Raw genomic sequence first — 23,929 nt, forward strand, 5'->3', positions numbered from 1 at the left:
AATCGTAGGAACGTTTGGGCTACCCAGGGTAAAGGGTAGTCGGACATTCCCGCGTTGGCAACAAGACTCCCCGATCGAAGATTTGCCGATAGCGCTCGCGTCAGCTCGCGATCACGTCGTGGGGGGCTCAAACGCAAACAGCTCGATCGGTTCGCTGAATCCCCGCACCTCGTGTTCGCCTACCCGCTCCAGCTCGAATATCGGCTCCACCAAATCGGCGAACGCGCGGGACAGCAGCACCTTTTTTCCCAGCTGCTTGGTGAGCGCCTCGAGACGCGAGGCCATGTTGACGGCGGGGCCGATCACGGTGAAGTCGAGCCGGGTGGTCGAGCCGATATTGCCGTACATGACGTCGCCGACATGGACCCCGATGCCGTAGTTCAGCGGCGCGCGGCCGCTGCCGTTATTCCGCTCGTTCAGCGCGACCATCGCCGCTCGGGCTTCGGTCACGGCATGCAGCAGGTTTGCGCAGGCATTGGGCTGGCTGAGCGGGAAGATCGCGAGCAGGCCGTCGCCGATGAACTTCAGGATCTCGCCGCCGTGCCGCGCGATCGGCTCGGACATCGCGTCGAAATAGTCGTTGAGCAGGTCGATGACGTCGTCGCGCGGCCAGTTGTCGGAGATTTTCGTGAAATCCCTGAGGTCGCAGATCATGATCGCGGCGCGCACCGTGGTGCCGGTGCCGCGCCTGGTGGCGCCAGCCAGGATCAGCTCGCCGGCATGGGAGCCGACATAGGTCTCGAGCAGCGTTCGCGCCAGGCGGTTCTTGATGCGGATTTCGCTGACCAGCGCCAGCACCGGCAGCAGTTTCTTCAGCGCAGCGATGTGCGCGTCGTTGAAACCGCCGGGACGGTCGGTCGCGAAGGTGACGAGATGGCGCTTGCCGAGGGTGTGGTAGAGCGGCCAGGCCACATAGTCGGTCAGGCCCTTGGACCGCATCTCGTCATAGAGGGCGTGCTTGCGGCCGAGCGCCGGATCGCGTTCGAGGTTCTCGCGCACCTCGGTCGCCCCCTCGAACATTTCGTTGGCGGGACTGCCGATGAATTCGGACCGCTCGCGCACGTCATAATCGACCCGCGCGATCTCGGCCTCGCGCATGCCGTCGGACCACATGAAGCGGGCCCCCAGCCATTGCGGATGATGGATCAGGACATGAAGCGTGGACCGCTTCAGCGGAATGCCGGCCTGCTGGAGGCGGAGACACATCTGCGCAAAGATATTGTCGATGAAGCGTTCGTCGCGCGTGCCGTTGGTCAGCCAGTCGACGACGCCGTCGGACAGCGTGGCGGGCGGATTTTTGTCTGGCGCGCTCATATCCTGCCCCTTCGCGGCGGTCTGCACGTGAGGAGATATCGTGCTCCGGCGCGACCGCGTCAACCTAGCCAGTTGCCCGGATTGTGCGCATCGGCTGCGCGGTTGCCGCCTAGCCGGCGAGCCGGATCGATCCCAGCACCGCCAGCCCCGAAACGAGCGCGAGTTGCGATGCCTCGGTCAGCTCGACCTTCAGCGTGCTGCCGTGGGGGATGACAAAATCCTCGCTATTGAGGCGAATGCTGCAATTGCCGGAAACCGCGTAAACCAGATGCGTGCCGGCGGACAATGGCCGATCGCCGGGTTCCCGAAGCGCCACAAGCGCGATCTCCGCCGCACCGTGCCGGGCCATCAGGTTCACGACCTCGACGGGACCTGCCTCAAGCTCGGTCACGATCTCGAGCTCGCCGGTGAAGCGCACGGTCGTGAACGGTTCGCGCTCGTCGAATTCCTGTCCTGGTGCTTTCAGCACCAGCCCGCGCCCCGCGACGACCATCTGCAAGCGGTCGATGCCGGGCATGTAGGAGAACGGACCGGGCGCCACGATCGGCGTGAACGCAAAGCGCCAGAGCAGGCTGTCCCAATCCTTCGCCGGGCTACCGGCACGATGGGCATCCGCGATATCGGTGAAGATGCCGCCGCCGTTCTTCCAGGGCGAGCGGGTGTAGTCTTCGGATTTCAGCAGCGTGGTCTTCATGTCCTGGAGTCCGTCCGGAAAGGCAGTGGCCCGATATCACAATGGCCCAAGGCTTGCGATCCTGGAACAGCAAATCGCGATGTCCTGGCGAAAGCCAGGACGACGTTGAGGAGGCCGCCCGGTCCTCGCCTCCGCGACTATTTTGTCGTCAGCGCCGCGATCGGGCGCCACGCCGCATCGGGCGCGGCGGCAGCAAGCTGCCGGCAGCGGTCGCGCATGAGTTCGGCCGGGCGATCGGCGCCGCGCTCGCTCAGAACGGCTTCGAAACAGGCGAGCGCGTCGGCAAACCGGCGCGAGCGGTAGTTGGCAAGACCGCGTTCGTAGTCCGCGATCCATCCCGCCGCGACCGGGCCTTCATCCGCGATTCCGACGAGCTCGTGGACCGAGAGCCCCTCCTCTCGTCCGTAAACCGCAATGCGGTCGATCTCACGCGAGACGATGGCACCGCGCGCCAGACGTTCGGTCGCCTCGCCGATCAGGATTTGCGTTCCGTAGGATTTGTTGGCGCTCTCCAGCCGGCTGGCGACATTCACGGCATCGCCGATCACGGTGTAGTTCAGCCGCAGCTCCGAGCCGATATTGCCGACCAGCATGCGGCCGGAATTGATGCCGATGCGGATCTGGAGCGGCTGGCCGAGATCGTCGGCAAGGCCAGACTGGTCGATCACCCTGCGGCAGGCCAGCGCCGCGCGGCAGCATCGCGCAGCGTGGTCCTCTTGCGGCTGCGGCGCGCCCCAGAACGCCATGACGGCGTCGCCGATGAACTTGTCGATCGTTCCGCCGTTGGCGACGATAATTTCCGAGGTGAGGTCAAGATAGCGCGACAGCAGCGGCACCACGCGGTCGCCCAGCCGCTCGGACAGTCCGGTGAAGCCGGCGATGTCGATGAACATGACGCTGAGCTCCTGGATGCTGCCGCCGGGCCTTGCCTCGACGCCCTGGCGCAGCAGGTCACGGACGAGATCGGCCGGAATGAACTTGCGGAAGGCGGATAGTCCGGACGCCATCTCGGCAATCGCGCCCGACAGGCTCGCGATTTCCTTGAGCCGCGACGGATGGCGACGGACCTGCTCCAGCGCGAACGCCTCGACATGGCGAAGCTCCCCGACGACGCGGGACAACGGCGCGGCGATGACCGAACGCGCCAGCATTGCCGAAGCCAGCGCCGCGAACACGGCGCCGACGGCAAGACCGAGAATCAGGCGCCGCAGCGTCGTCTCGACCGGGCCGAGAAATTCGGCCTCGGGGATCACGGTCGCGAGCGACCAGCCAGGAAACGGCAGCGGCGTCAGCGCAACCTCGTAGGCCGCACCGCCTGACGTGAGCCGGCTACGCCAGGCCTCCTTGCGGCCGGCCTCACCCGCCTTTTCGAGCGCTGCGCGCGCGAGCGGGAGCAGCGTGGTGTCGCCGCCCGCCGGATGCAGCTCGTCGGCATCCTTGTCCGGCGCGGCGACGAGCTCGCCGCTGCCATCGACGATGAAGGCCGTTCCCGTGCGACCGACCTCAAGCTGCGACAGGAAGCGTGCAAGCCTTGTATATTCGATGATGACAGCCAGAACGCCTTGCCGCTCCTGATAGACGTCGATCGGGCCCGCAAAGGCAATCGATGGCCGCTCGCCGGTCGGATGGCCCGTGACCCTGAACCATTGCGGCTCGTCCCCGGCGAGCCCGGCCTTGAACCAGGCCTGATCGGCGACGCGGAAATCAGTCGGCTCGAAGCGGCGATTGGCGAATTCGATGTCGCCGGGCACGACATCATATTCATCGACGCGGCGCTGGCCCGGATGATCGGTCAGCGAGATCTCCATCATTTCCAGGCGGCGATCGCCGAGCTTGTGCGCCGCGAAGAACGAGCCGTCGGGCCAGCCGAAAGCGACCCAGGAGATCGTCGCCTGCGACTGCAACTGCGACAGAAAGACGAACTCGCGCTTGTCGGCCTCACGGGTATCGAGCACGTTCTGCAGGAACAGGGTGCGGATCGCGGTGTGCGCGGCACGCGCCTCGTCGACGATGGCCGAGACCTCCTTGCGTACCGCCGCCACGATCTGCTCGTTGATGGTCGCGGCGAGCTGCCGGCTGGTCGCCTCCGCGGTGCGCCACCACAACAGGCTGGAAAAGGCAGCCGTCAGCAGGATCGCCGCGAGCACCAGCGCGGACACGGCGAGACGGATGCTGACCGTCAGCCTCGCGATCGCCTGAAGCCGCCGTCCGGGATCAACATTCATCGCCGTTTTCGCCTTCGCGGACCTGCGCATCCTCTGACATCTACGCTGCTGGCCCTCATTCGTTACGTGTGGCAGGTGCGAGCCGTCCTCGCCAATGCCCTGTGGCTAACGTCTCGATAGCGCCAAGGCATTGGATTTGCGCCGGCGATTGCCCGCTAATCCCGGCCCAGGCGCACCACACATGCGCCCGACCCAATCGGTCTCACGGACTCGTGAGCGGCCCTGCGGTAACGCAGCCTGCGTACGAAGCGAACGAGACTATGCGCTTGTCGCCTGCCAGGCGATGCACCTCGAAAGGAGAACTCCGATGTCTGCCAAACACGCCATCACCACGCTCGCGCTCGCCGGTGCCATGTCGACCGCGCTGGCGACCCTCGCCGCCGCCGGCCCGCTGACCAAGGCCGAAGCCGATGCCGCCGTCGCCGCCAAGAAGGAAAAGTGCTTCGGCGTCGCACTGAAAGGCCAGAACGATTGCGCCGCCGGACCGGGCACGACCTGCCAGGGCACCTCGACCGTCGACTTCCAGGGCAACGCCTGGAAATTCGTCCAGGGCGGCACCTGCACCAGCATCGACCTGCCGGGCGGCAAGAAGGGGTCGCTGAAGCCGGTCTGACGTCGGCCAACCAACACATCCCGTCAACAGGACAAAGCGGAGAAGCACTATGATCACGGCCCTCAAGCCAGCTTCCGTGCCGCTCCGCTTTTCGCTACCAATCGGCGGCATCGCCGGAACCAGCTTCAAGCCAGAACACCTTGCGGCGATTCTGGAAGCCGGCCCGAAAGCCGGCTTCTTCGAGGTGCATGCCGAGAACTACATGGGCGCGGGCGGTCCTCCGCATCGCGCGCTGGAAGCGATCCGCCGCGACCATCCGCTGTCCCTGCACGGCGTCTGCATGTCGATCGGTGGGCCGCAGCCGCTCGACAAGGCGCATCTGGCGCGCTTCCGCAGCCTCGTCGCGCGCTATCAGCCGGCGCTGGTCTCCGAGCATCTCGCCTGGTCGACGCATGAGTCCAGCTTCTTCAACGATCTGCTCCCGCTGCCCTATACCGAAGCGACGCTGGCTTGCGTCTGCAATCACATCGACGAGGTGCAGGAGGCGATCCGCCGCCCGCTGCTGCTGGAGAACCCGTCGACTTACGTGACCTTCCGCGAGTCGTCGATGAGCGAAACCGATTTCATTCGCGGCATCGTCGAGCGCACCGGCTGCGGCCTGCTGCTCGACATCAACAATGTGTTCGTGTCCGCAACCAATCACGACTTCTCCGCGCTCGACTATCTCGCCGGTTTTCCGCTTGCTCACGTCGAGGAAATTCATCTTGCCGGCCATGCCGAGCAGACCGACGACGATGGCAATCTCCTCCTCATCGACAGCCACGACGGCCCGGTCGCGGACGCCGTGTGGAAGCTGTTCGAGATCATCGTGGCGCGGCGCGGTCCCGTGCCGACGCTGATCGAATGGGACAGCAATATCCCGGACTGGCCGATCCTGCGCGCCGAGGCTGTCGCCGCGCAGGCGATCCTCGACCGCAGCCAAACGGCCACAACGGCGGAGGATCGCCGTGCGGCCTGAAGCTGACCTCGGATTTGCCGCGGCCTTCGCGCCGCCGCTACTCGACCCCGCGCGTAACGCGCCGACAGCCGTGATCGGCCGAAACGGCAAGCCGGCAGGCAGACGCTACGACGTCTACCGCAACAACGTCACGGTCAGCCTGATCGATGCGCTGGCTGCGACCTATCCGGCCGTGCAGCGCATCACCGGCACCGATTTCTTCCGCGCCATGGCGCGCTTCCACGTCCGCAATACCCCACCGACCTCGCCGCTGCTGTTCGAGTACGGCCGCGACTTCCCGGACTTCGTCGCGAATTATGCGCATGCGCAAGACATGCCCTGGCTGGCCGACGTTGCCCGCATCGAGCGCGCCTGGCTCGATGCTTATCATGCTGCCGACGCATTGCCGCTGGCGCCTGCGCTTCTGTCCACCATTGCGCTGGAGCGGCTTGGCGGTCTCGTCCTCACGCCGCATCCGGCCACACGGATCGTACGCTCGCAATATGCGGCCGCGACGATCTTTGCCGCCAACCGCGACAGCGCGCCCGTGGCACGCATCGACGCGTCAACGCCGGAAGACGCCCTGATCACCCGGGCCGAATTCGACGTCATGGTGCGCCACCTTCCGCCCGGCGGCGCCGTCTTTGCCGCCAGCCTGATGTCCGGCCAACCGCTCGGCGCGGCCGCAATGGCGGCGTTCGACACGTCTGCCGATTTCGACATCGCCGAGAACATCGCCGGCCTGATCGAATCCGGCGCATTCACCTCAATTGCTTTTGGAGATCCAGCATGATTACGGACCAGCGCATGCCCGCAAGCGGCAGCCTTCCACCCCTCGGGCTGCTCGTCGACAAGGCCAATCAACTGGTGCAGGCCATTGCGGCACCGTCGGTGGTTCAGCTCGTGCTGCGCTTCGCTCTGGCAGTGCCGTTCTGGCGCTCGGGCATGCTCAAATGGGGCGGCTTCCTTCGGCTCAACGACACCGCCGTGACGCTGTTCAGCGACGAGTTCATGCTGCATCTGCCGGGCGGGCCGTATCATTTTCCGGCACCGGCGGTGATGGCCTTCCTGTCGGGCTCGGGCGAGATCGTGTTCCCGATCCTGCTGGTGCTGGGACTAGGCACGCGGTTTGCGGGACTCGGACTGTTGTTCATGACAGTGATCGTCGAGCTCACGGTGCCCGACGGCTGGCCGATCCACCTCACTTGGGCGGCCATGGCGCTCGGCATCATGGCTTACGGGCCGGGGAGCCTCTCGCTCGACCATCTCATCTGTCGTGCACGATCGCACGGGCGATAGGCACTCGCCGCCGCTCGCGTCCGTAGCCCGGATGGAGCGCAGCGCAATCCGGGTCAGTTCGGGCGATGAGGCAGCGCTCCCGGATTACGCTTTCGCTCCATCCGGGCTACGGAATCAGATCCTACATCCCGCTCAGGCCGCTATCCACCGCGAGCGTCTGCGCGGTGACATAGACGCTCTCGTCCGAGAGGAAGAACAGCACGGCATAGGCGATCTCCCACGCCGTCGCCTGCCGGCCGAAGGGGACGTGGCCCTTGCCGCGCGAGGGGCGGCCGGCGCCGGCTTCGCGGCCGTTGGGGGTATCGACGAGGCCGGGATAGACGAGGTTGGCGCGGATGCCGCGGCGCGCGCCGAGATGGGCGATGTTGCGCATCAGGCCGCCGAGCGCGGCCTTGGAGGAATCGTACACCGCCATCTGCGAGCCCGCTTTCAGCGCCGCGATCGAGGAGATGAAGACGATGGCACCGCCATTGTCGAATCTCGGCAGGGCGGCGCGGCAGCACAGCATGGGGCCGCGGACATTGACGTCGTAGATCCTGTTCCACTCCTCGGGACTGACGGCTTCGAGACCGACCTTGCCGAAGGTGCCGATGTTCAAAACCATGCCGTCGAGCCCGCCCATCGCGCGGTGCGCTTCGTCGACCATGCGAACGACGTCGGCTTCGCTCGTGACGTCGGCCGCGATGGCAAAAGCCTCCCCGCCTTCGTCGGTGATGCGCTTCACCGTCTGATCGGCGGAGGTGCGGTTGAGATCGGCCACCGCGACCTTCGCACCCTCGCGCGCGCAAAGAATGCTCATGGCGCGGCCGTTGCCGATCGGATCGGTCAAGGCATCGAACACGCGCTGGCCGCCGCCGACGATCAGGATGCGGCGTCCGTTGAGACGTCCCCTCCCCGGCGCCTCACCGAGCGACTCTGCGCTCGGCGGACGGACATAACGCTCCGGCTTGATCTCGGAATTCTCAGCCATGCGCCCCGCCTATTTCTTGCCGCCGTCATAGACCTTCATGCCGGCCGCGGGATCGAGATCGGTCTCGGTCGCCTCGGTGACGCGCGCCATCATCATGTAGAAACCGAGCGCGACGATGGATTCCACGACTTCCTGGTCGCTGAAATGGCGGCGCATGGCGGCAAAGGTCGCCTCGCCAACGCGGACGTTCTCGACGACCTCGCGGCCGAATTTGAGCAGCGCGCGCTCGGCATCGCTTAAGCCGGCGGCATCATAGTCACTGCGTTCCACCGCATCGATCTGCGCTTGCGTGCAGCCGACGCCGAGCGCGATCGGAACGTGCTGGCGCCATTCATAGGCGCCGCCTTCGAGCTGCGCGGCCTGGAGGACCAGGAGCTCGCGGTTGACCGCCGAGAGCTTCTGCTTGTGCAGGATCGAATTGCCGAGCCGCATCGCCGGGATCATGTTGGCCTCGGCATGCGCCATCATGCGAAAGATGTTGAGCTTGACCGGCATGCGGTCGAACGAGGCGCGGATGTCGCCGCTCGTCGTCTCCGGATCAATCAGGGGCAGCCTTGCCACGCGTTTCTCCCTTGGGTTTTCGTTTCTTGTCGTCGCCGTCGCCTGCCGCGATCAACGACAGGAAGAAGGCAAGATAGCGGTCGATCGCCTCGATCACTTTCGGCCGCGGCGACGGCGTCGCGCCCATCACGTAATGTTCGAGGCGGATGTAGATGAGGCCCGCCGCGAACAGCCGCGCGGTCTCGCGCGGATCCGGCGTCGAGACAAGGCCGGCGAGCGCGAAGCCGCGGAAGTAATCCGTCATCAGGCTCTGCTCGCGCGCGTAAAAATGGTCGGCGAACTTGGCACGGATGCCGGGCACGCGGTTGCGCTCGGCGGTGATCACCTTCTGGAACTGATGCTCGCGCGGATCGGACCATTGCTCGACGAGGTCCAAGGCAAACTGCCGGCAGAACGCGGCGGGCTGGCGCGCGAGCTGCTTGTAGCGCGGCTCCTCCAGCCGGCTCGCCGAGCTGGCCGGGCCGTGCTCGGCGACGATCGCTTCCAGGATCGCGGCCTTGCCGGCGAAATGATTGTAGAGGCTGCTCTCGCGGATACCGACGCGGCGCGCGAGCTCGCGCATCGAGGCGCCGCCATAGCCGCTCTGCGCGAACAGATTGAGCGCTTCGATGAGGATGCGCTCGCGGGTCGTAGGCGCAGCCGCTGCCGCCGCGCTGGAGGTGTGGACAGCCATGCGGCTTGACTAACGAACGATCGTTCGTTAGTCAAGCATACGAACGATCGTTCGTTTGCCAGTCTGGCGGCGACGGTCGCGGCCCGCAAGTCTGGTTGCGGGCGCTGTTCTCGCGTTTCAACTCCGCCCCGTCGAGAGGCAGAGAGCAAATCTGGGGAGACGACGTCATGGCGCGCTTTGCCAGCCTTCGTGCGGCCTGCATTCTGTTGCCGCTGCTCGCAGCCAGCAACGCCTCTGCCCAAACCGCGAAATACGATCCCGGCGCGGACGACAAGACCATCAAGGTCGGCACCACCGCGCCGCTGAGCGGCCCGGTCTCGGCCTTCGCCCAAATCGCGAAATCGGCGGAAGCGTATTTCCGGAAAGTGAACGACGACGGCGGCGTCAACGGGCGGCGCATCGAGATGATCATCGCCGATGACGCCTACAGCCCGCCGAAGACGGTGGAGCAGACGCGGCGGCTGGTCGAGAGCGAGGAAGTGCTCTTGATCTTCGGCGGCGTCGGCACGCCGACCAACAGCGCCGTGCACAAATATCTCAACGACCGCAAGGTACCGCAGTTGTTCCTCGGCTCGGGCGCGGCGAAGTGGGACGATCCCAAGAACTTTCCGTGGACCGTCGGCTGGCAGCCGACCTATCGCGACGAGGCGATCGCTTATGCCAAGTACATCAAGGCGAGCCACGCCAATGCGAAGATCGGCGTGCTCTACCAGAACGACGATCTCGGCAAGGACTATCTGAAGGCGTTGGAGCAAGGCCTCGGCGGTGGTGAGGCGATCGTGGCGCGCGCCGCTTACGAGACCTCGGCGCCGACGGTGGACACCCAGATCCTGCAACTGAGGACCGCGGGCGCCGATGTCGTGCTGGTGGCGGCGACGCCGAAGTTTGCGGCGCAGGCGATCCGCAAGATCGGCGAGATCGGCTGGAAGCCCGTGACCATCATCTCCAACGTCTCGGCCTCGATCAGCGGCGTGCTGGAGCCGGCCGGCAAGGACAATTCCACCGGCGTCATTTCCAGTCAGTACCTGAAGGACGCGACCGATCCGGCGCTCAAGGACGATGCCGGCTACAAGGAGTGGGCCGCCTTCATGGACAAATATTTGCCGGAAGCCAACAAGAGCGACTGGCTCAACGTCTATGGCTACACCATCGCGCAGACGCTGGTGACGGTGCTGAAGGCATCCGGTAACGACCTCACCCGCGCCAACGTGATGAAGCAGGCGACGAACCTGAAGGACGTGCACCTGCCGATGCTGATCAACGGCACCGCGGTGAACAATTCGCCCGAGCACACAACGCCGATGACGAGCCTCCAGCTCATTCGTTTCGACGGCACGCGCTGGGTGCCGTTCGGCGACCTCCTGAATAACTGACCACATGCGGGGGTTGCGGATCGGCAGCATGCGGGTCGATCTCGTCAGCGAGATCCCCACGCTCGCTTTTGAGAAGACCTGGCTGTTCGCCAACGTCACCGACGCGGTGATCGCGGAGAACCGCAGCTGGCTCGATCACCGCTATATCGAGCCGGAGACCGGCCGCTTCATCCTCAGCCACCACTCCTATCTCGTGCGCACGCCGCGCTGGACCGCCATCGTCGACACCTGCTGCGGCAATCACAAGAAACGGCCGCGCGTGCCCGTGTGGAACGACCTCAACCAGCCCTATCTCGACAACATGCGGGCGCTCGGCGTTGCGCCCGAAGAGGTCGACTTCGTGATGTGCACGCATCTGCATGTCGATCACGTCGGCTGGAATACGCGGCTCGTCGGCGGCCGCTGGGTGCCGACCTTCCCCAACGCCCGCTACCTGATGGGACGCCAGGAGTACCGGCACTTCGAGGCCGCGCACAATGCGGCGCCGAAGAACCCGGTGAACCACGGCTCGTTCGAGGATTCCGTGTTGCCGGTGGTCGCGGCGGGCCTCGCCGAGTTCGTCGAGACCGACCATCACCTGTTCGACGACCGCGACGCCGCCTTGCGCTTCGCGCCGGCACCCGGCCACACCGCCGGCAACATGCAGATCCATCTCAATGGCGGCCACGACCACGCGGTGATGTCGGGCGACGTCATCCACCATCCGATCCAGTGCGCCGCGCCGTGGCTGTCCAATGCCGCCGATGCCGATCCGGCCGCGGCCATCGCAACCCGGCTGGCGCTGCTGGAGGCGCTCGCGGACACGCCGAGCTATCTGCTCACCGGCCATTTTCCCGCCCCGACGGCCGGGCGCGTGATCCGGCACGGCGACGCCTACCGATTTCGTTTCGAGAATTAAGGGAATGCCATCATGATGCTGCGCACCGTCACGCTTTCATTGCTCGCATTGCTGCCCGCGGCGCTCACTGCGCGCGCCGAGGACCCCGCCGCCTACCCCACCCACAAGATCAGGATGCTGCTGCCCTATGCGGCCGGCGGCGGCGGCGACGTGATCGGCCGGCTGCTCGCGGACAAGATGGGCAAGTCGCTCGGACAGAGCGTCTATATCGAGAACCACACCGGCGCGGCCGGCACGCTCGGCACGCAGATGGTAGCGGCGGCGGCGAACGACGGCTACACCATCACCATCGGTGGCATGACCACGCATGTGCTGGCCCCCGCGATCTATCCAAAGCTGGCTTACGATCCGATCAAGGATTTCACGACGATCGGCCGCGTCGGCACCTCCTCGATCATGCTGGTGGCGACCAAGGACTTTGCCGCCAATGACATCAAGGGCCTGATCGCGCTCGCCAGGAAGGGCGAGCCGATCCAGTATGGCAGCTGGGGCGTCGGCTCGACCGGGCAATTCTGCGCGGAGATCTTGATGCAGCAGAGCGGCATCAAGATGGATCACGTGCCCTTCAACGGCATCGCAAAACTCGCCGGCGACCTGCTCGGCGGCCACATCTCGCTTGCGACACTCGACATGGCGACCGCAACGCCGCTGGTGAAGGACGGCTCGATCAAGGCGCTGGCCGCCTGCGGCGAGCGCTCGCCGAGCCTGCCTGACGTCGCGAGCTACAAGGAGCAGGGCGTGGCGTTCGACCGTAGCCTGTCGTGGGCGATGTATGCGCCGGCGGGTCTTGCCGAGCCGGTTGCGAAGAAGCTCTCGGCGGCGCTGAAGGACGCGCTCGGCGATGCCGAGGTCAAGGAGAAGCTGCTGGCGCTCGGCATCACGCCGCAATTCGTTCCCGGCGAGGAGCAGCGCGACATCAACGCGCGCGACATCGCGGCCTGGAAGCAGGTTGCCAAGGACGCCGGCATCGAAGTCAAGTGAATCGAGGTCAAGTGAACAAGGCGGCAAGAGGAGCGCGGGCATGAGCCGCATCTTCGGCGCGGTGCGCCAGAACGGATATGTGGTGCGGGACATCCAGGCCGCGATGAAGCACTGGGTCGAGGTGATGGGCGTCGGCCCCTGGTACTACATGGACCGCGTCCGGACCGACTGGTTCCGCCATCGCGGCCAGGACTCCGCCGTCGAGATGAGCATTGCGCTGGCCAATTCCGGCGATCTCCAGATCGAGCTGATCCAGCAGCGCAACGACGCGCCCTCGCTCTACAAGGAATTCCTCGACGCCGGCCACGAAGGCCTCCAGCACATGTCGTACTGGAGCAACGACTATCAGGCGCTCTACGACAGGGCGCTCGCGCTCGGTTACAAAGTGGGCCACGAGGGCCAGATCGGCGGCGACAAGGGACGCTTTGCCTATTTCGACACCCAGGCGCATCCGGGCACCGTGATCGAGATCTCCGACATCAGCGGCACCAAGGGGCCGTTCTTCGAGAAGGTCCGGCAGGCGGCGATGAACTGGGATGGCACGCGGCCGATCCGGGAGGTTGTCGCGAAATCGTAGGACCGGTCACTGGCCACCGCGTCCGCCTATGAGGTGGGCGTTCTGTGTGCTGAGCTTCCGCAGCGTCATGGCCGGGCTTGTCCCGGCCATCCACGTTCCAGCCAGGCGGAACGAAGAACGTGGATGCCCGGATGCAGGAACCGGCGGGGTTCACATCGCTGCTCGCGCGATAGATGGCGTTCCATGGTAGCTTGATCCCGTGTCCGAACCTTCAGCGAGGCAAACATGTCCTCCACCGACAAGGTCTTCGCCGGCTCGATCCCGAAAATCTACGACGAGTATCTCGTCCCGCTGATCTTTTCCCACTACGCCGCCGACATCGCCAGGCGTGTCGCCGCGCTCGCCCCGTCCACGTTGCTGGAAACCGCCGCAGGCACTGGCGCGGTGACGCGGGCCGTGACGGCGGCGCTCCCCGCCGGCATCCGTTACGTCGCAACCGACCTCAACGAGCCGATGCTCGCGATCGCCGAGCAGCGCCAGGGCGAAGACGAGCGCATGTCCTGGCGCCAGGCGGATGCCACCGCGCTGCCTTTCGACGATGCCACGTTCGACGTGGTCTGCTGCCAGTTCGGCGCCATGTTCTTTCCGGATCGCATCAAGGGTTACGCCGAGGCGAAGCGGGTCTTGCGGCCGCAAGGCTCGTTCGTGTTCAACGTCTGGGACCGCATCGAGGAGAACGTGTTCGCCGACGAGGCGACGGCCGTGCTCGGAAAAATCTTTCCCGACGATCCGCCGCGCTTCATGGCGCGGACGCCGCACGGCTATCACGACAAGGCCGTCATCAAGGCCGATCTGGAGCAGGCGGGCTTTCGTCACATCTCGATTGAAACACTTCCCGCGGTGAGCCGTGCGCCGACACCCGAATATGTGGCGTTCGCATACTGCCAGGGGACGCCGCTGCGCAACGAGATCGAGGCAAGGGATGCGAGCAAGCTTCAGGCTGCGACGGACGCCGTTGCCGAGGCGATCCGAACGCGCCATGGAGCCGGACCGGTCGAGGGCAAGATCCAGGCGCTGGTGATCACGGCGCAACCGTAGTTGCGGGACGCTTCAGCTTGCGTCCAGCGTCCTACCAGAAACTCCGCGGCATCGGCTGCGCCGGCTGATAATACGGGTAGCCGCCGCGCTGGCGGCGCGGGTTGACGGGTTGCGGGTTCGGATCGCGCTGGAAGAAGAAGCCGAAGCCGTTGCCGCCATTGTCCCAGCTGTCGTCGCTCGCAATGTCCATCGGCGCGGTCGGCTTGCGCGTGATGAAGCCGCCCTGGGGCTGGTTGCTCAGCACCGCGACGAATTCGGTGCGGTAATTGGTCTCGCTGCTCAGCGGCTCGTCCGAGATGATGATCGACGAGCGCGGCAACGCGGTCGGCGCGATGCGATCCCACACGTCCTGCGGAATGGTGATACGGTCGAGCGCGTCCTTGGCGTCGTCGCCGTTTTCGATCGTCACGACGCTCCAGCGCAGGCCGGTATCGTTCTTCGCCATCGCGGTGAAGATATGCGTGCCGAGCGGCCGGTCGGGATTGCGGATCGTGACCGGGACCTCGATGCTGGTGTCGAACACCTCGCCGCCGCCATCCGGCGCCGGCTTGTGCGTGTTCCGCCGCACATAGAGCCTCTGCGTCGCGCGGCTGATATAGACAGACACCGGCTCGAGCGCGAGTTTGGCGTCGGTCGCCGCCTTGACCGCATCGGCCTTTTTGGTCGCAGTCGCCTTCGCAGCCTCCTTCGTGGCAGCGACCGCGTCGCGCTTCGGCTGCGCAGCGGCCTTGGCGGTGTCGAGCTGCGTTGCCGCATCGGCAGCCCTGGTGGCGGCCTTCTGCTTCAGCTCCTCGGCCTTCGCGCGGGCCTGATCGGTCTTTGCCGCCGCGAGCGACTTGTCGGCGAAGGCGAGCTCGGCATCGGCGCGGGCCTTCTGCTGTTCCAGCTTGCGCAGCGAGGCGGGAAGCGATGCAGCCTCCTTCGCGGCGATTGCCGCGGCCTTCTTGGCCTCGTCGGCGGCCCGGGTCGCCTCCTCGGCCTCGGCGGAGAGCTTGTCGGCCCGGCTCGGCACCGCCGCGATGGCTTCGCGCTTCGGCACGAACAGCGAGGGATGGGTGAAATCGATCGGGGCCGCGTCGTTCGGCGAGATGATCACGCGCATGCCGATGTTGGTCTTGTCGAACAGCCCCTCCGCAAAGCCGAAGGGCATCCGCACGCAGCCGTGCGAGGCGGCATAGCCCGGCAGCGGCCCGCCATGCAGCGCGATGCCGTTCCAGGTGATGCGCTGCATGTTCGGCATCCAGGCATCGTCATACATGGTCGAGTGGTGGTCCTTGTCCTTCTCGACGACGGCGAAAACGCCGGCCGGCGTCTCGCGCCCGGTGGTGCCGGTCGAGACCGGCGCGCGCAGGATCCAGCCGTCGGCGTCGTAGAAGGTGACCTGCTGGCTCTTGATCGACACGATCGCCATGATCGGCTCGCCCGCCTCCCGCGGCGCCACCGCCTCGGCCGGCTGGCGCGCCTGCTTGGCCGCGGTCGCCGGGTTCGCCACGGCAAGCACGGCCAGCGTCGCAAGCGCAATCATGCCGGGATGGGCCCAACGCCGCATCGCCAGGGTGGATTGCGCCGTCGTCAGTCGGTTTTTCATGCCATGCCCCGGTCGAAATGCCAGTCCGCGCTCATGTCGATTGCGTCTCAGATTGCGATCTTTGGATTAAGAAATCGCAGCCGCCATACGTTCCGTCTGTGGCGATATTCGGCACGTTCCGGCGACAAATCTCTCATATACGACGGCTTGCGCAGGCGGAAGGGTGGCTCGCGGCCGAGGCTGGCCTGAGGCTGGCGGCGATCGCTGCGGCAGAATGTCCGCCTTCGAGGGGGCGGATCCGCCGGTTTTGTCCCCCCATTGCGGTGGAGCGCCGCGGCGATCGCAATCCGGGTCTCAGCGATGCGGACCGAAACCGGCCTATATTCGTTGAACCGGCAGGCTTTGGTTGAGAAGGTGGCTAAATGCCCGGCACCTTCCGGCCTACCCTCGGCGGTAAGCGCCACAGCGGGGCGCGCACCTTCACGACCGTCAGCGGCCTCGCCGCGAGGCGGCCGCAGGCGTCGGCGAGGCGGTTGAGGTCAAGGCTGCCTCTCCAAAGGAGACGAGTTGCAGCCGCTCCTCATCCCACAAGGTCAGCCGCACGGTCCGCAAGCTCTGGAGCAGCGTGATCCGTCCGACGCCGGCGAGTTGCGGATGGTCCCGCAACACGTCCGGCAGGCGATAGCAGGGAATTCGGCTGCTCAAATGATGGATGTGGTGGACGCCGATATTTGCCGTGAACCATCGCAAGACAGCCGGCAATTGGTAGTGCGAGCTGCCGTGCAGCGCAGCGTCGTGAAAATTCCAGGTCTCGTCATGGGACCAGTAGGTGTGCTCGAACTGGTGCTGGACGTAGAACAGCCAGACACCGATCGACGCAGCCAGAACGACGATCGGCAGGTGGACCAACAGGAATGGCCCATAGCCGACCAGCCAGATCATCGCGGCGACGAGAATCGCGATCGCGACGTTCGTGCCCATTGTGCTCAGCCAGGGCTTCCAGCCGCCGCGCATCAGCCCGACCGGCAACCGATGCTTCAAGATGAACAAATACGTGGGACCGACGCCAAACATCACGATGGGATGCCGATACAAACGATACAGCATCCGGCGCCATCGCGATTGGTCGCGAAACTCTCGCACGGTCAACGTATCGATGTCCCCCGAGCCCCTGTGATCGAGATTGCCGGAGTTGGCATGATGGCGGGCATGGTTTTGCCGCCAGTAATCGTACGGTGTCAGTGTCATCACGCCGATGGCTCGGCCGACCCAGTCGTTCGCAACGCGGCCGCGGAAGAACGAGCCATGTCCGCAATCATGCTGGATCATGAACAGACGGACCAGCAAACCCGCCGCGGGCACCTCGAGCAGCAGAGCAAACCAATAGCCGTGGTCAAGAGCAGCCCAGATCAGAGCCCAGATGACGCAGAGCGGCACCGCCGTGATCACCAGTTCGAGAACACCGCGCGCACTGTCGGCCTCGCGATAGCGGGCGAGCAACTGCGCCGACGCGCGGATCTCCGGCGTTCCTTTAGTCATTTCTGGTCTGCTCCCGATGTCCACCGAAGAAGTACTGTTATCGCCCACGGACGCCTCCGGCAGCAGTCATGAGATCGTGCCCCGCACGCGCTCATATTGATCCGTACCAGGATGTCCTGCTGAGCAATATTGCTCACGCCGGGAGCCGGCGTTGTCGCCGAATTAGCCTGCCCCCCATGACACAGCGCGACTGAGATGGAAAGGGTTAGGTCGGACGCATTCGCCGGTCGGCCGGCGATTTTCCGGCAATGTGAGCAATATAGAACAGAGGCTGACGGGCGAGCGCGGCATGCTCACCACATCGCAGCCGTCGAATCGGCTGTTATCGGCGGCGGCCAGCACACCCCGCCATATGGGCAGGAGCTTCATATGTCCGAGGTCTATGCTCGTCCAGAACCGACGCTGATTCCGATACCCCGGCCACTCTGCCCGGCCTGCCAAAGGCGCATGATTCTGGTCCACGTCGGGGCAAATTGCGACGGTCCCAATCTGCGAATCTTCGAATGCTCCAGGTGCGGGAACGTCCGCAAAATATCCATGGACGATCCGATGAGATCAGCCAGGTAGCAGCTGAAGGGAAACGCGCGAGGAAGCGGCCCCAGCACGGGGGTGCGAACCAGGGCCGCCATTCATCAGATATGATGAGTGGGCATCACATCCGGTCGCCATCACCAAGTCACCCCGGTGACGTTCGTTCCAGGCAGACTCTCACGACGCGCGCCTACCAGCGTTTGCGCCAAACGCCGCCCCAGCTTCCGCCCCACCCTCTTCGTCCGCGGACGAGCCCCATGATCATCAGCAGCAAGACCGCGCCGACCGCAGCGTCGATGATCTGCGAGACGATCCCCGAACCGAGATGAATTCCCAGTTGTGGGAATAGCCAGCTCGCAATGAAGGCGCCCGCTATTCCCACGGCGAGGTCGCCGACCAGACCCAAGCCCGTGCCCATGACGATCTGGCCCGCAAGCCAACCGGCCGCGATGCCCACAACCAATATGACGAAAAGGCTTTCACCAGAGATGTTCATTTTCACATCCTCACCAACGGACGACCAAGCGGTGTTCCGTCGCCGGTCAGCCTAGACCTGAGCAGGGGTGGATGATGTGCAAAACTGCTCAGATGCCGATCGCGTGATCGGCGCGGCTCACGATCAATTGCGGACTATTCCTTCAAAGGTGAGCAATTCTGCTCTGCGGCAGAGCGAGCCAACCGATACAGTCTCTAACGGCGCCTCCCGACCGGCGCGACGAGCCGCGTCGGCAAGTGACCGGCTATGCCTCTGCAGGTTGGTCCAGGAGATCTCATATTGACCATCAGAACAACGCGGACCACCGTCTCGTTCGCCAATCCCTTCGTGCTTCAGGGCCTGGAGGGCGCTCAGCCCGCCGGTGAATATGTCGTCCTCACAGACGACGAGCAGATCGAAGGGTTGTCGAGGATCGCCTATCGGCGCGTGGCGACGCTGTTTCAGACGCCCGCGAGGTCTGCCTCCCAACTGCTGATCCAGTCCTATGCGATCAGCCAAACGGAGCTGGATGCCGCACTCATGAAGGACCGGCATCAGACGGTCGTACGGCATTGAGCGCAGGCGAGGCTTATGGCGAGCCGGCCGAAGCCGCCGCCACAATTGCCTCGTCGGGATCACCGGCAGGCCCGTGGGTGGAAGCAAGATTTGCCTAACGCGCCCGGCACCGGGCCTGCTAAACTGAAGGTCCTTCCACCAGGTTTTTGACGACGTCATGCCAAGAGCGGTGAAAAGCGCGTTCGACCCAAAACTCTTTCTCGCCAAGGTCGGCGACGGCAAGGCCATATTGAATTTCGACAAGAACCAGGTCGTGTTCTCGCAAGGCGACGCCGCGGATACCGTTTTCTACATCCAGAAGGGGAGGATCAAGGTTCTCGTCGTCTCCGAGCAGGGCAAGGAAGCCGTGGTCGGGATCATGGAGCCCGGACAATTCTTCGGCGAAGGCTGCCTGAACGGCCATCCCTTGCGGATCTCGACGACGATGGCGATGGAGCGGTGCGTGATCACGTCCATCGCGAAATCGGCGATGCTTACGGCACTCAAGGGTGAACCAAAGTTCTCCGAGTTGTTCATGGAGTATCTGCTCAGTCGAAACAGCCGCATCGAAGAAGACCTGATCGATCAGTTGTTCAATTCGAGCGAGAAGCGGCTTGCGCGTCTTCTCCTGCTGCTGGCGAATTTTGGCAAGGATGGCGCCCCGCAGCCCATCTCGGCGCAGGTCAGTCAGGAGACCCTCGCAGAGATGATCGGGACAACCCGCTCACGTGTCAGCTTCTTCATGAACAAGTTTCGCAAGCTCGGTTTCATCACCTACAACGGCAAGATCGAGGTTCACAGTTCCCTCCTGAACGCGGTCTTGTATGACAAGCCTGAGATCGTGAGGGACGACTGAGACGGTTGGAGGCAAGAACGCTTCGAGCCGTCTCCTGCAACGATATGAAGGTACCCCATGAAAAAGCCGACCGCGCACGTCGACGAGATCGCGCCGAGAATCATTCAAAGGGCGGACGTCGCACCGGCCGATGGCTTCACGCTTGTGGTCGATGGCCACTTCAAGACCCGCTACGACAGCGAAACGGCTGCCCGAGAAGCCGGCGCCGAGTTGCTCGGCAGGTTCCCGATGCTGCAAATCCTGGTCTACGATGCTGCGACCGGGGTGCGGTCGCCGCTGCAATAGATTCGCGGCCAAAGGTCCGGGACGGCAGTTCGCGACTGCCGGCCTGCGCCGGGCGCCTCGTCAGCTCCGGCTAGACGCCCAGCGCCTTCCGGTTGAAGGTCCGCAGGAGGCGCAGCGACAGCGTTCGCACATTTGCGACATTGAGAAGCCACGCCGCGGCGGCGTAAGCGAGCCCGCCGGCGAGGCTCACGATGATCAGCGCGACGAAGCCGGTGCCGTTGACCTGCGATCGCGCGATCAGGATCGCAGCCGCCATCGCCGCGGCGGAGGCGCCAACGCCGGCGAGACGGTTGACGTCGAACGGCACGGGATGGGCACGGTGCATCAGCGCGACGGCGACCACGAAGCCGATCGCCTCGGTCGCAAGCGTCGCCAGCGCGGCGCCATTGAGGCCGTAACCTGCGACCAGTACAAACATCAGCGCGACGCTCACCACCAGGGTGAGGAACGACTGCGCCGCCAGCATGAAGGGCCGTTCGGCGAGCTGAAAGCTGATCTGGACGTAGAACTGATTGGCGATGCCGAAGAAGCGGGCGAGCACCAGGGTCGGCAGCAGCGCCGACACGCCGGCGCGGAAATCGACACCGACCAGCGTGCCTGCGACCTGATCCGCCGCCAGCGCCAGCCAGATCGCGACGGGCGCGACGACGACGAGCAGCAGCTCGAGACTCTCGGTGAGCCGCTCGCGCGTGGTCTCATTGTTCTTCTCCGACAGCGATCGGAACACGAGCGGAACGGTCGCCGCGGCGACGCTGGAGGCGATCATCACCATGAACTGGCGCGGCAGATCGGCGGCGACGCCAAAGATGCCGGCGGCGTCCTTGCCGAGGAGATAAGCGACGATCAGACGGTCGCAGGTCGAGTACAGCGCGACCGAGAGACCGGCCAGCGTCAGCGGCAGGCCATAGCGCGCCAGCTGCATGAACTGGCTGCGCTGGAAGCCTGCGATCCTGGTGCGGTCGCCGACGAGATTGAGGATGATGCCGGTCAGCGAGCCCAGCCCGAACGCCGCGAGCAGGCCCATGCCGCCCCAGCCGAGCCAGATCCCGAAGAGACCGAAGCCGACGCTCGATACGCTGCGGACGATCGAAATCGCCGCGAACCGGTAGGGGCGCAATTTGGCGCGCTCGAACTCCTGGCCGACATCGACCGCATTGGCCATGATCGCGACGAACATGCTGGCGAGCAGCAGCTCGACGCTGACGTCGCTGCGGAACAGGAAGACCAGCGGGGTCGCGGCACAGAGCACCGCGACCGTGAGCCCAAAGGCGACCATCGCCGTGCCGCGAAAATCCACCTCCGCCGACATCGCCTGATAACGGGACACCGACAGCTTGATCCAGGCGAAGAAGATCGCACCCAGAATGCCGGCAAGGCTGATGCCGACGACATAGACGCCGTACTCTGCGGGCGTCAGCAGCCTCGTGTAGGCGGTGACCGCAAAGAAGCCCACCACCGCAGGCAGGATGTAGGCGACCAGGTAGATGGAGAAATGGCGGTTCAGCATGCGGGCACGGGACCGGAAGCGGTCATGCGAGTTTTGCGGCCGTTAATCAGTCGGACCTTGGCGTGGCGATCGACTGCGCCGCAGCATCCCCGAAGAGTGTCACATAAGTCTGCAAATCGGGCCGCGAATGGAGCCACGCGGCGGATTTCGCGCGTTAGCGTTAAATTTGCCCTTTCCTCGAACCGGCTGCCGCGATCACCGAAAAGAAACCATGATTCAGGCGCCGTGCGACCTTTTCCAGCGCATGACCACGCCGGAACAGCGATGTGGCGGTATACGCGTTGACGCGCCGGATACCCGGCAAAGGTTAACCCAACACGACGAAACCCCGGCGTCGCACGGCCCCGCTTGGTACGATGGCGCGTTGGTTCCCGAGGGAATGCCGTGGCCAGGCTCGACAGACGCGAATTCCTTCTCGGCACCGCCGCAACGCTTGCGGCGGGCGCATCCGCGTCGGCCTTGCCGGCATCGAAACTTGCCCGGCGCCGTCCCGGCTTCGGCGCTGCGGCCACGCTCTGGGACCTGCAGGCCGATCCGCGGCTTGGCGAGGCCATCAGCACCTATTGCACGCAGGTCGTGCCGGTGCTCGAGCTGAAATGGCCGATGCTGCGGCCGAACGCACACACGTTTGCGTTCGAACGCGCCGACGCGATCCTGGATTTTGCGCAGGCGAACGATCTGACGATGCGCGGCCACGCGCTCGCCTGGTATCACGACATTCCGGACTGGACCAAGCAGATCAAGGACGCCAAGGGCGTCGAGCGTGCGTATCTCGACCACATCGGCACCGTCGTCTCCTACTACAAGGACAAGCTGACGTCGTGGGACGTCGTCAACGAGCCGATCCCGGACAATCCCCGCAGTCCGAAAGACCGGCGCGACACGTTCTGGACGCAGCATCTCGGCAGCAGCTGGATCCCGCTCGCCTTCCGCACGGCGGCCGCGGCCGATCCCTTCGTCAAGCTCGCGATCAACGAATACGATATCGAATCGGCGAAGGATTCCTTCATCGCCAAGCGCGCAGCCTACCGCAACCTGATCATGGAGCTGCTCGACCAGGGCGTGCCGCTGCACGCCGTGGGATTGCAATCGCATCTGCATGCCGAGCTCGAGATCGACACGCATGGGCTGGCCGAATTCGTCACCGAGCTGCGCTCGTGGGGGCTGGACGTTCTCGTCACCGAACTCGACGTCGACGATCAGAAGCTGACAGGCAATCCGGCCGAACGCGACGCCATCGTCGCCAAGCGCGTCGACGATCTGCTGACGGCCATTTCGGCCAGCGGTCCGGTGCGCTCGATCCTGACCTGGGGCCTCTCGGATCGCTACAGCTGGATCAACGGCACCTTCGCCCGCGCGGACAAGCAGCCGAACCGCCCGCTGCCGCTCGACGGCGAGTTCAAGCCGAAGCCGTTCATGGACGTCATCAGCAAGTTCACAAAGGACGTTTAGAGCAGCTTGCTCTAGCGCGTCTTCGGCGTCTCGAATTCGGCCGTGTCCCCCATATGATCGGGAGACAGGCTCGGTCCGCGACGGTCGCGCGAGCTGAGACGGAACACGTCGCGGATGTCGTCGATCGAGGTCGACGAATAGGACTGGATGCAGAGCGCGACCTGCTCGGGCGCGGCGGCGTGCATCATCGCCTCGATGGCCGGACGGTCGAGGCGCGTGTCATCCCAATGCGAGACCGCGATACTGTCTTCCGTCACCCGGTGCGCGGCCAGGTGCTTCGGCGAATTGGCAACGAAGTGGCCGTAGAGCAGGTACTCGGAAAACTTCTTCTTCCGGCACAGTGCGAGAGCCCAGCTGAGGCCCGTCGCCGACTTGATGGCGTCGGTCATCGCGCGCGCTGTGTCCTTGTCCCAGACCAGCGCGTTGCCGACATAATCGTCCGCCGGGAACGCACGCTCCTTGACACCGAGAAGCTGATCGACGGTGCGCAGCCACAGCACATGCAACGGATGGTCGGCGTCGATCCCCCTGCGCGTGACGAACAGCGGCGTCTTCTCGCCGCCGGCATAGTGGCCGACGTCGAATTCGCGGAAGAACAGATTGTCCGAATCCAGGATGCAGACGCGCTGCTCGGGCGCGTTGAGGACGCCGGCGATCTTCAGGATCTGCTGGATGTGCCAGCCATGCACGGGCGACGACAGCAGCGACAGCCAGACGCGTCGTTTGCTGATGAACTGGAGCGCCGGAGGCAGCGCGAACAGCCATTTCGGCAGATATCGCGAGGCCGGAACGATGACGCGCTTGTCGGAAGCGAACCGCTCGAACAGCGGCACGTCCTCATCGTTAACGAGAACATAATGCCGCGTATATCCCGTCAGCCAGGTGTCGATGCTCTCGCTGAGCAGCGAAAAGCGTTCGATATCCTTGGCATAGCTGGCAGTCAGCAGTGCAACGGAATGCATAGAGCGTGCTCAAATGGCCATCAAGCCCCAGTCATAACCGCACCCGGAGGCGGGGGAAACTCGCAACCTGAATCAAGGTAAAGTGA

Annotated in this window: 24 protein-coding genes; 13 read left to right on the forward strand and 11 right to left on the reverse strand. The window is 64.8% G+C overall.

What is annotated here, in order from left to right:
* Positions 1-111 precede the first annotated feature (111 nt).
* The 3 genes from A3M7_RS0143230 to A3M7_RS0143240 form a co-directional block, all read right to left on the reverse strand.
* Positions 112-1,314, reverse strand: coding sequence for an adenylate/guanylate cyclase domain-containing protein (locus A3M7_RS0143230; protein WP_027549478.1), 1,203 nt, complete (start codon positions 1,312-1,314; stop codon positions 112-114).
* A 109-nt stretch (positions 1,315-1,423) separates the two neighbouring features.
* A complete protein-coding gene (locus tag A3M7_RS0143235) occupies positions 1,424-2,008 on the reverse strand; it encodes a HutD family protein (protein WP_027549479.1) in 585 nt (194 codons plus the stop codon).
* A gap of 137 nt (positions 2,009-2,145) precedes the next feature.
* Entirely contained in the window at positions 2,146-4,233 is a 2,088-nt protein-coding gene (locus A3M7_RS0143240) for an adenylate/guanylate cyclase domain-containing protein (RefSeq protein ID WP_027549480.1), read from the reverse strand.
* A 307-nt stretch (positions 4,234-4,540) separates the two neighbouring features.
* On the opposite strand from A3M7_RS0143240, the gene A3M7_RS0143245 reads away from it, so the two are divergent.
* Genes A3M7_RS0143245 through A3M7_RS0143260 form a run of 4 tightly spaced genes read left to right on the forward strand, consistent with a single transcriptional unit; the run spans position 4,541 to position 7,082 of the window.
* Positions 4,541-4,846, forward strand: coding sequence for a DUF2282 domain-containing protein (locus A3M7_RS0143245; RefSeq protein WP_027549481.1), 306 nt, complete (start codon positions 4,541-4,543; stop codon positions 4,844-4,846).
* 49 nt (positions 4,847-4,895) lie between these two features.
* Positions 4,896-5,804, forward strand: a complete 909-nt coding sequence (locus tag A3M7_RS0143250; RefSeq protein WP_027549482.1) for a DUF692 domain-containing protein — start codon at positions 4,896-4,898, stop codon at positions 5,802-5,804.
* Positions 5,794-6,576 (forward strand): DNA-binding domain-containing protein, encoded by a 783-nt coding sequence (locus tag A3M7_RS0143255; protein ID WP_027549483.1) that lies wholly within the window; start codon positions 5,794-5,796, stop codon positions 6,574-6,576. The genes A3M7_RS0143250 and A3M7_RS0143255 overlap by 11 nt, the downstream gene beginning before the upstream one ends.
* Positions 6,573-7,082 carry a DoxX family protein gene (locus A3M7_RS0143260; protein WP_027549484.1) on the forward strand — a complete coding sequence of 170 codons (510 nt, stop codon included), beginning with the start codon at positions 6,573-6,575 and terminating at the stop codon, positions 7,080-7,082. Before A3M7_RS0143255 ends, A3M7_RS0143260 begins: the two co-directional genes overlap by 4 nt.
* Before the next feature lie 121 nt (positions 7,083-7,203).
* On the opposite strand, the gene A3M7_RS0143265 is transcribed toward A3M7_RS0143260, so the two are convergent.
* The 3 genes from A3M7_RS0143265 to A3M7_RS0143275 are packed head-to-tail and all read right to left on the reverse strand — an operon-like array spanning position 7,204 to position 9,286.
* A complete protein-coding gene (locus tag A3M7_RS0143265; protein WP_027549485.1) occupies positions 7,204-8,052 on the reverse strand; it encodes an SDR family NAD(P)-dependent oxidoreductase in 849 nt (282 codons plus the stop codon).
* Positions 8,053-8,061: 9 nt separating this feature from the next.
* Entirely contained in the window at positions 8,062-8,613 is a 552-nt protein-coding gene (locus A3M7_RS0143270; RefSeq protein ID WP_027549486.1) for a carboxymuconolactone decarboxylase family protein, read from the reverse strand.
* Positions 8,591-9,286 carry a TetR/AcrR family transcriptional regulator gene (locus tag A3M7_RS0143275; protein ID WP_027549487.1) on the reverse strand — a complete coding sequence of 232 codons (696 nt, stop codon included), beginning with the start codon at positions 9,284-9,286 and terminating at the stop codon, positions 8,591-8,593. Before A3M7_RS0143275 ends, A3M7_RS0143270 begins: the two co-directional genes overlap by 23 nt.
* Before the next feature lie 167 nt (positions 9,287-9,453).
* Between A3M7_RS0143275 and A3M7_RS0143280 the strand changes: the two genes are divergently transcribed.
* From A3M7_RS0143280 to A3M7_RS0143300, 5 genes are all read left to right on the forward strand, one after another.
* Positions 9,454-10,659 carry an ABC transporter substrate-binding protein gene (locus A3M7_RS0143280; protein WP_027549488.1) on the forward strand — a complete coding sequence of 402 codons (1,206 nt, stop codon included), beginning with the start codon at positions 9,454-9,456 and terminating at the stop codon, positions 10,657-10,659.
* A gap of 28 nt (positions 10,660-10,687) precedes the next feature.
* On the forward strand, positions 10,688-11,557 hold the full coding sequence (locus tag A3M7_RS0143285; RefSeq protein ID WP_245284471.1) for an MBL fold metallo-hydrolase: 870 nt from the start codon (positions 10,688-10,690) through the stop codon (positions 11,555-11,557).
* 12 nt (positions 11,558-11,569) lie between these two features.
* A complete protein-coding gene (locus tag A3M7_RS0143290; RefSeq protein WP_027549490.1) occupies positions 11,570-12,538 on the forward strand; it encodes a tripartite tricarboxylate transporter substrate binding protein in 969 nt (322 codons plus the stop codon).
* Between the two features lie 40 nt (positions 12,539-12,578).
* Positions 12,579-13,115 carry a VOC family protein gene (locus A3M7_RS0143295; protein ID WP_027549491.1) on the forward strand — a complete coding sequence of 179 codons (537 nt, stop codon included), beginning with the start codon at positions 12,579-12,581 and terminating at the stop codon, positions 13,113-13,115.
* A gap of 225 nt (positions 13,116-13,340) precedes the next feature.
* Complete coding sequence (locus A3M7_RS0143300) at positions 13,341-14,153, forward strand: class I SAM-dependent methyltransferase (RefSeq protein ID WP_027549492.1); 813 nt, start codon at positions 13,341-13,343, stop codon at positions 14,151-14,153.
* Between the two features lie 31 nt (positions 14,154-14,184).
* Here A3M7_RS0143300 and A3M7_RS0143305 read toward each other — a convergent pair whose 3' ends face one another.
* From A3M7_RS0143305 to A3M7_RS0143315, 3 genes are all read right to left on the reverse strand, one after another.
* Complete coding sequence (locus A3M7_RS0143305; protein ID WP_027549493.1) at positions 14,185-15,741, reverse strand: L,D-transpeptidase; 1,557 nt, start codon at positions 15,739-15,741, stop codon at positions 14,185-14,187.
* 429 nt (positions 15,742-16,170) lie between these two features.
* Entirely contained in the window at positions 16,171-17,220 is a 1,050-nt protein-coding gene (locus A3M7_RS0143310) for a fatty acid desaturase (protein WP_027549494.1), read from the reverse strand.
* Positions 17,221-17,941: 721 nt separating this feature from the next.
* Complete coding sequence (locus A3M7_RS0143315; RefSeq protein ID WP_049824057.1) at positions 17,942-18,247, reverse strand: GlsB/YeaQ/YmgE family stress response membrane protein; 306 nt, start codon at positions 18,245-18,247, stop codon at positions 17,942-17,944.
* 279 nt (positions 18,248-18,526) lie between these two features.
* Between A3M7_RS0143315 and A3M7_RS0143320 the strand changes: the two genes are divergently transcribed.
* The 3 genes from A3M7_RS0143320 to A3M7_RS0143330 all read left to right on the forward strand — a co-directional run bounded on the left by A3M7_RS0143320 (position 18,527) and on the right by A3M7_RS0143330 (position 19,922).
* Positions 18,527-18,802 carry a hypothetical protein gene (locus A3M7_RS0143320; protein WP_027549496.1) on the forward strand — a complete coding sequence of 92 codons (276 nt, stop codon included), beginning with the start codon at positions 18,527-18,529 and terminating at the stop codon, positions 18,800-18,802.
* A gap of 157 nt (positions 18,803-18,959) precedes the next feature.
* Positions 18,960-19,637, forward strand: coding sequence for a Crp/Fnr family transcriptional regulator (locus tag A3M7_RS0143325; protein WP_027549497.1), 678 nt, complete (start codon positions 18,960-18,962; stop codon positions 19,635-19,637).
* Between the two features lie 57 nt (positions 19,638-19,694).
* Positions 19,695-19,922, forward strand: a complete 228-nt coding sequence (locus tag A3M7_RS0143330; RefSeq protein WP_027549498.1) for a hypothetical protein — start codon at positions 19,695-19,697, stop codon at positions 19,920-19,922.
* 70 nt (positions 19,923-19,992) lie between these two features.
* Here the strand turns inward: A3M7_RS0143330 and A3M7_RS0143335 are convergent, their stop codons facing one another.
* Positions 19,993-21,429 (reverse strand): lipopolysaccharide biosynthesis protein, encoded by a 1,437-nt coding sequence (locus tag A3M7_RS0143335; RefSeq protein WP_027549499.1) that lies wholly within the window; start codon positions 21,427-21,429, stop codon positions 19,993-19,995.
* Positions 21,430-21,813: 384 nt separating this feature from the next.
* On the opposite strand from A3M7_RS0143335, the gene A3M7_RS0143340 reads away from it, so the two are divergent.
* Complete coding sequence (locus A3M7_RS0143340) at positions 21,814-22,881, forward strand: endo-1,4-beta-xylanase (RefSeq protein WP_027549500.1); 1,068 nt, start codon at positions 21,814-21,816, stop codon at positions 22,879-22,881.
* Positions 22,882-22,892: 11 nt separating this feature from the next.
* On the opposite strand, the gene A3M7_RS0143345 is transcribed toward A3M7_RS0143340, so the two are convergent.
* Positions 22,893-23,843, reverse strand: a complete 951-nt coding sequence (locus tag A3M7_RS0143345) for a DUF6492 family protein (protein WP_027549501.1) — start codon at positions 23,841-23,843, stop codon at positions 22,893-22,895.
* Positions 23,844-23,929 lie beyond the last annotated feature (86 nt).

Origin of the sequence: Bradyrhizobium sp. WSM2254 (assembly GCF_000472645.1) — a bacterium.
GTDB lineage: Bacteria > Pseudomonadota > Alphaproteobacteria > Rhizobiales > Xanthobacteraceae > Bradyrhizobium > Bradyrhizobium niftali.

Coding starts and splice junctions, on each gene's coding strand:
- A3M7_RS0143230 (WP_027549478.1), bottom strand. CDS start 1,314: ATGAGCGCGCCAGACAAAAATCCGCCCGCCACGCTGTCCGACGGCGTC.
- A3M7_RS0143235 (WP_027549479.1), bottom strand. CDS start 2,008: ATGAAGACCACGCTGCTGAAATCCGAAGACTACACCCGCTCGCCCTGG.
- A3M7_RS0143240 (WP_027549480.1), bottom strand. CDS start 4,233: ATGAATGTTGATCCCGGACGGCGGCTTCAGGCGATCGCGAGGCTGACG.
- A3M7_RS0143245 (WP_027549481.1), top strand. CDS start 4,541: ATGTCTGCCAAACACGCCATCACCACGCTCGCGCTCGCCGGTGCCATG.
- A3M7_RS0143250 (WP_027549482.1), top strand. CDS start 4,896: ATGATCACGGCCCTCAAGCCAGCTTCCGTGCCGCTCCGCTTTTCGCTA.
- A3M7_RS0143260 (WP_027549484.1), top strand. CDS start 6,573: ATGATTACGGACCAGCGCATGCCCGCAAGCGGCAGCCTTCCACCCCTC.
- A3M7_RS0143265 (WP_027549485.1), bottom strand. CDS start 8,052: ATGGCTGAGAATTCCGAGATCAAGCCGGAGCGTTATGTCCGTCCGCCG.
- A3M7_RS0143275 (WP_027549487.1), bottom strand. CDS start 9,286: ATGGCTGTCCACACCTCCAGCGCGGCGGCAGCGGCTGCGCCTACGACC.
- A3M7_RS0143280 (WP_027549488.1), top strand. CDS start 9,454: ATGGCGCGCTTTGCCAGCCTTCGTGCGGCCTGCATTCTGTTGCCGCTG.
- A3M7_RS0143285 (WP_245284471.1), top strand. CDS start 10,688: ATGCGGGTCGATCTCGTCAGCGAGATCCCCACGCTCGCTTTTGAGAAG.
- A3M7_RS0143290 (WP_027549490.1), top strand. CDS start 11,570: ATGATGCTGCGCACCGTCACGCTTTCATTGCTCGCATTGCTGCCCGCG.
- A3M7_RS0143295 (WP_027549491.1), top strand. CDS start 12,579: ATGAGCCGCATCTTCGGCGCGGTGCGCCAGAACGGATATGTGGTGCGG.
- A3M7_RS0143300 (WP_027549492.1), top strand. CDS start 13,341: ATGTCCTCCACCGACAAGGTCTTCGCCGGCTCGATCCCGAAAATCTAC.
- A3M7_RS0143305 (WP_027549493.1), bottom strand. CDS start 15,741: ATGAAAAACCGACTGACGACGGCGCAATCCACCCTGGCGATGCGGCGT.
- A3M7_RS0143310 (WP_027549494.1), bottom strand. CDS start 17,220: ATGACTAAAGGAACGCCGGAGATCCGCGCGTCGGCGCAGTTGCTCGCC.
- A3M7_RS0143315 (WP_049824057.1), bottom strand. CDS start 18,247: ATGAACATCTCTGGTGAAAGCCTTTTCGTCATATTGGTTGTGGGCATC.
- A3M7_RS0143325 (WP_027549497.1), top strand. CDS start 18,960: ATGCCAAGAGCGGTGAAAAGCGCGTTCGACCCAAAACTCTTTCTCGCC.
- A3M7_RS0143330 (WP_027549498.1), top strand. CDS start 19,695: ATGAAAAAGCCGACCGCGCACGTCGACGAGATCGCGCCGAGAATCATT.
- A3M7_RS0143335 (WP_027549499.1), bottom strand. CDS start 21,429: ATGCTGAACCGCCATTTCTCCATCTACCTGGTCGCCTACATCCTGCCT.
- A3M7_RS0143345 (WP_027549501.1), bottom strand. CDS start 23,843: ATGCATTCCGTTGCACTGCTGACTGCCAGCTATGCCAAGGATATCGAA.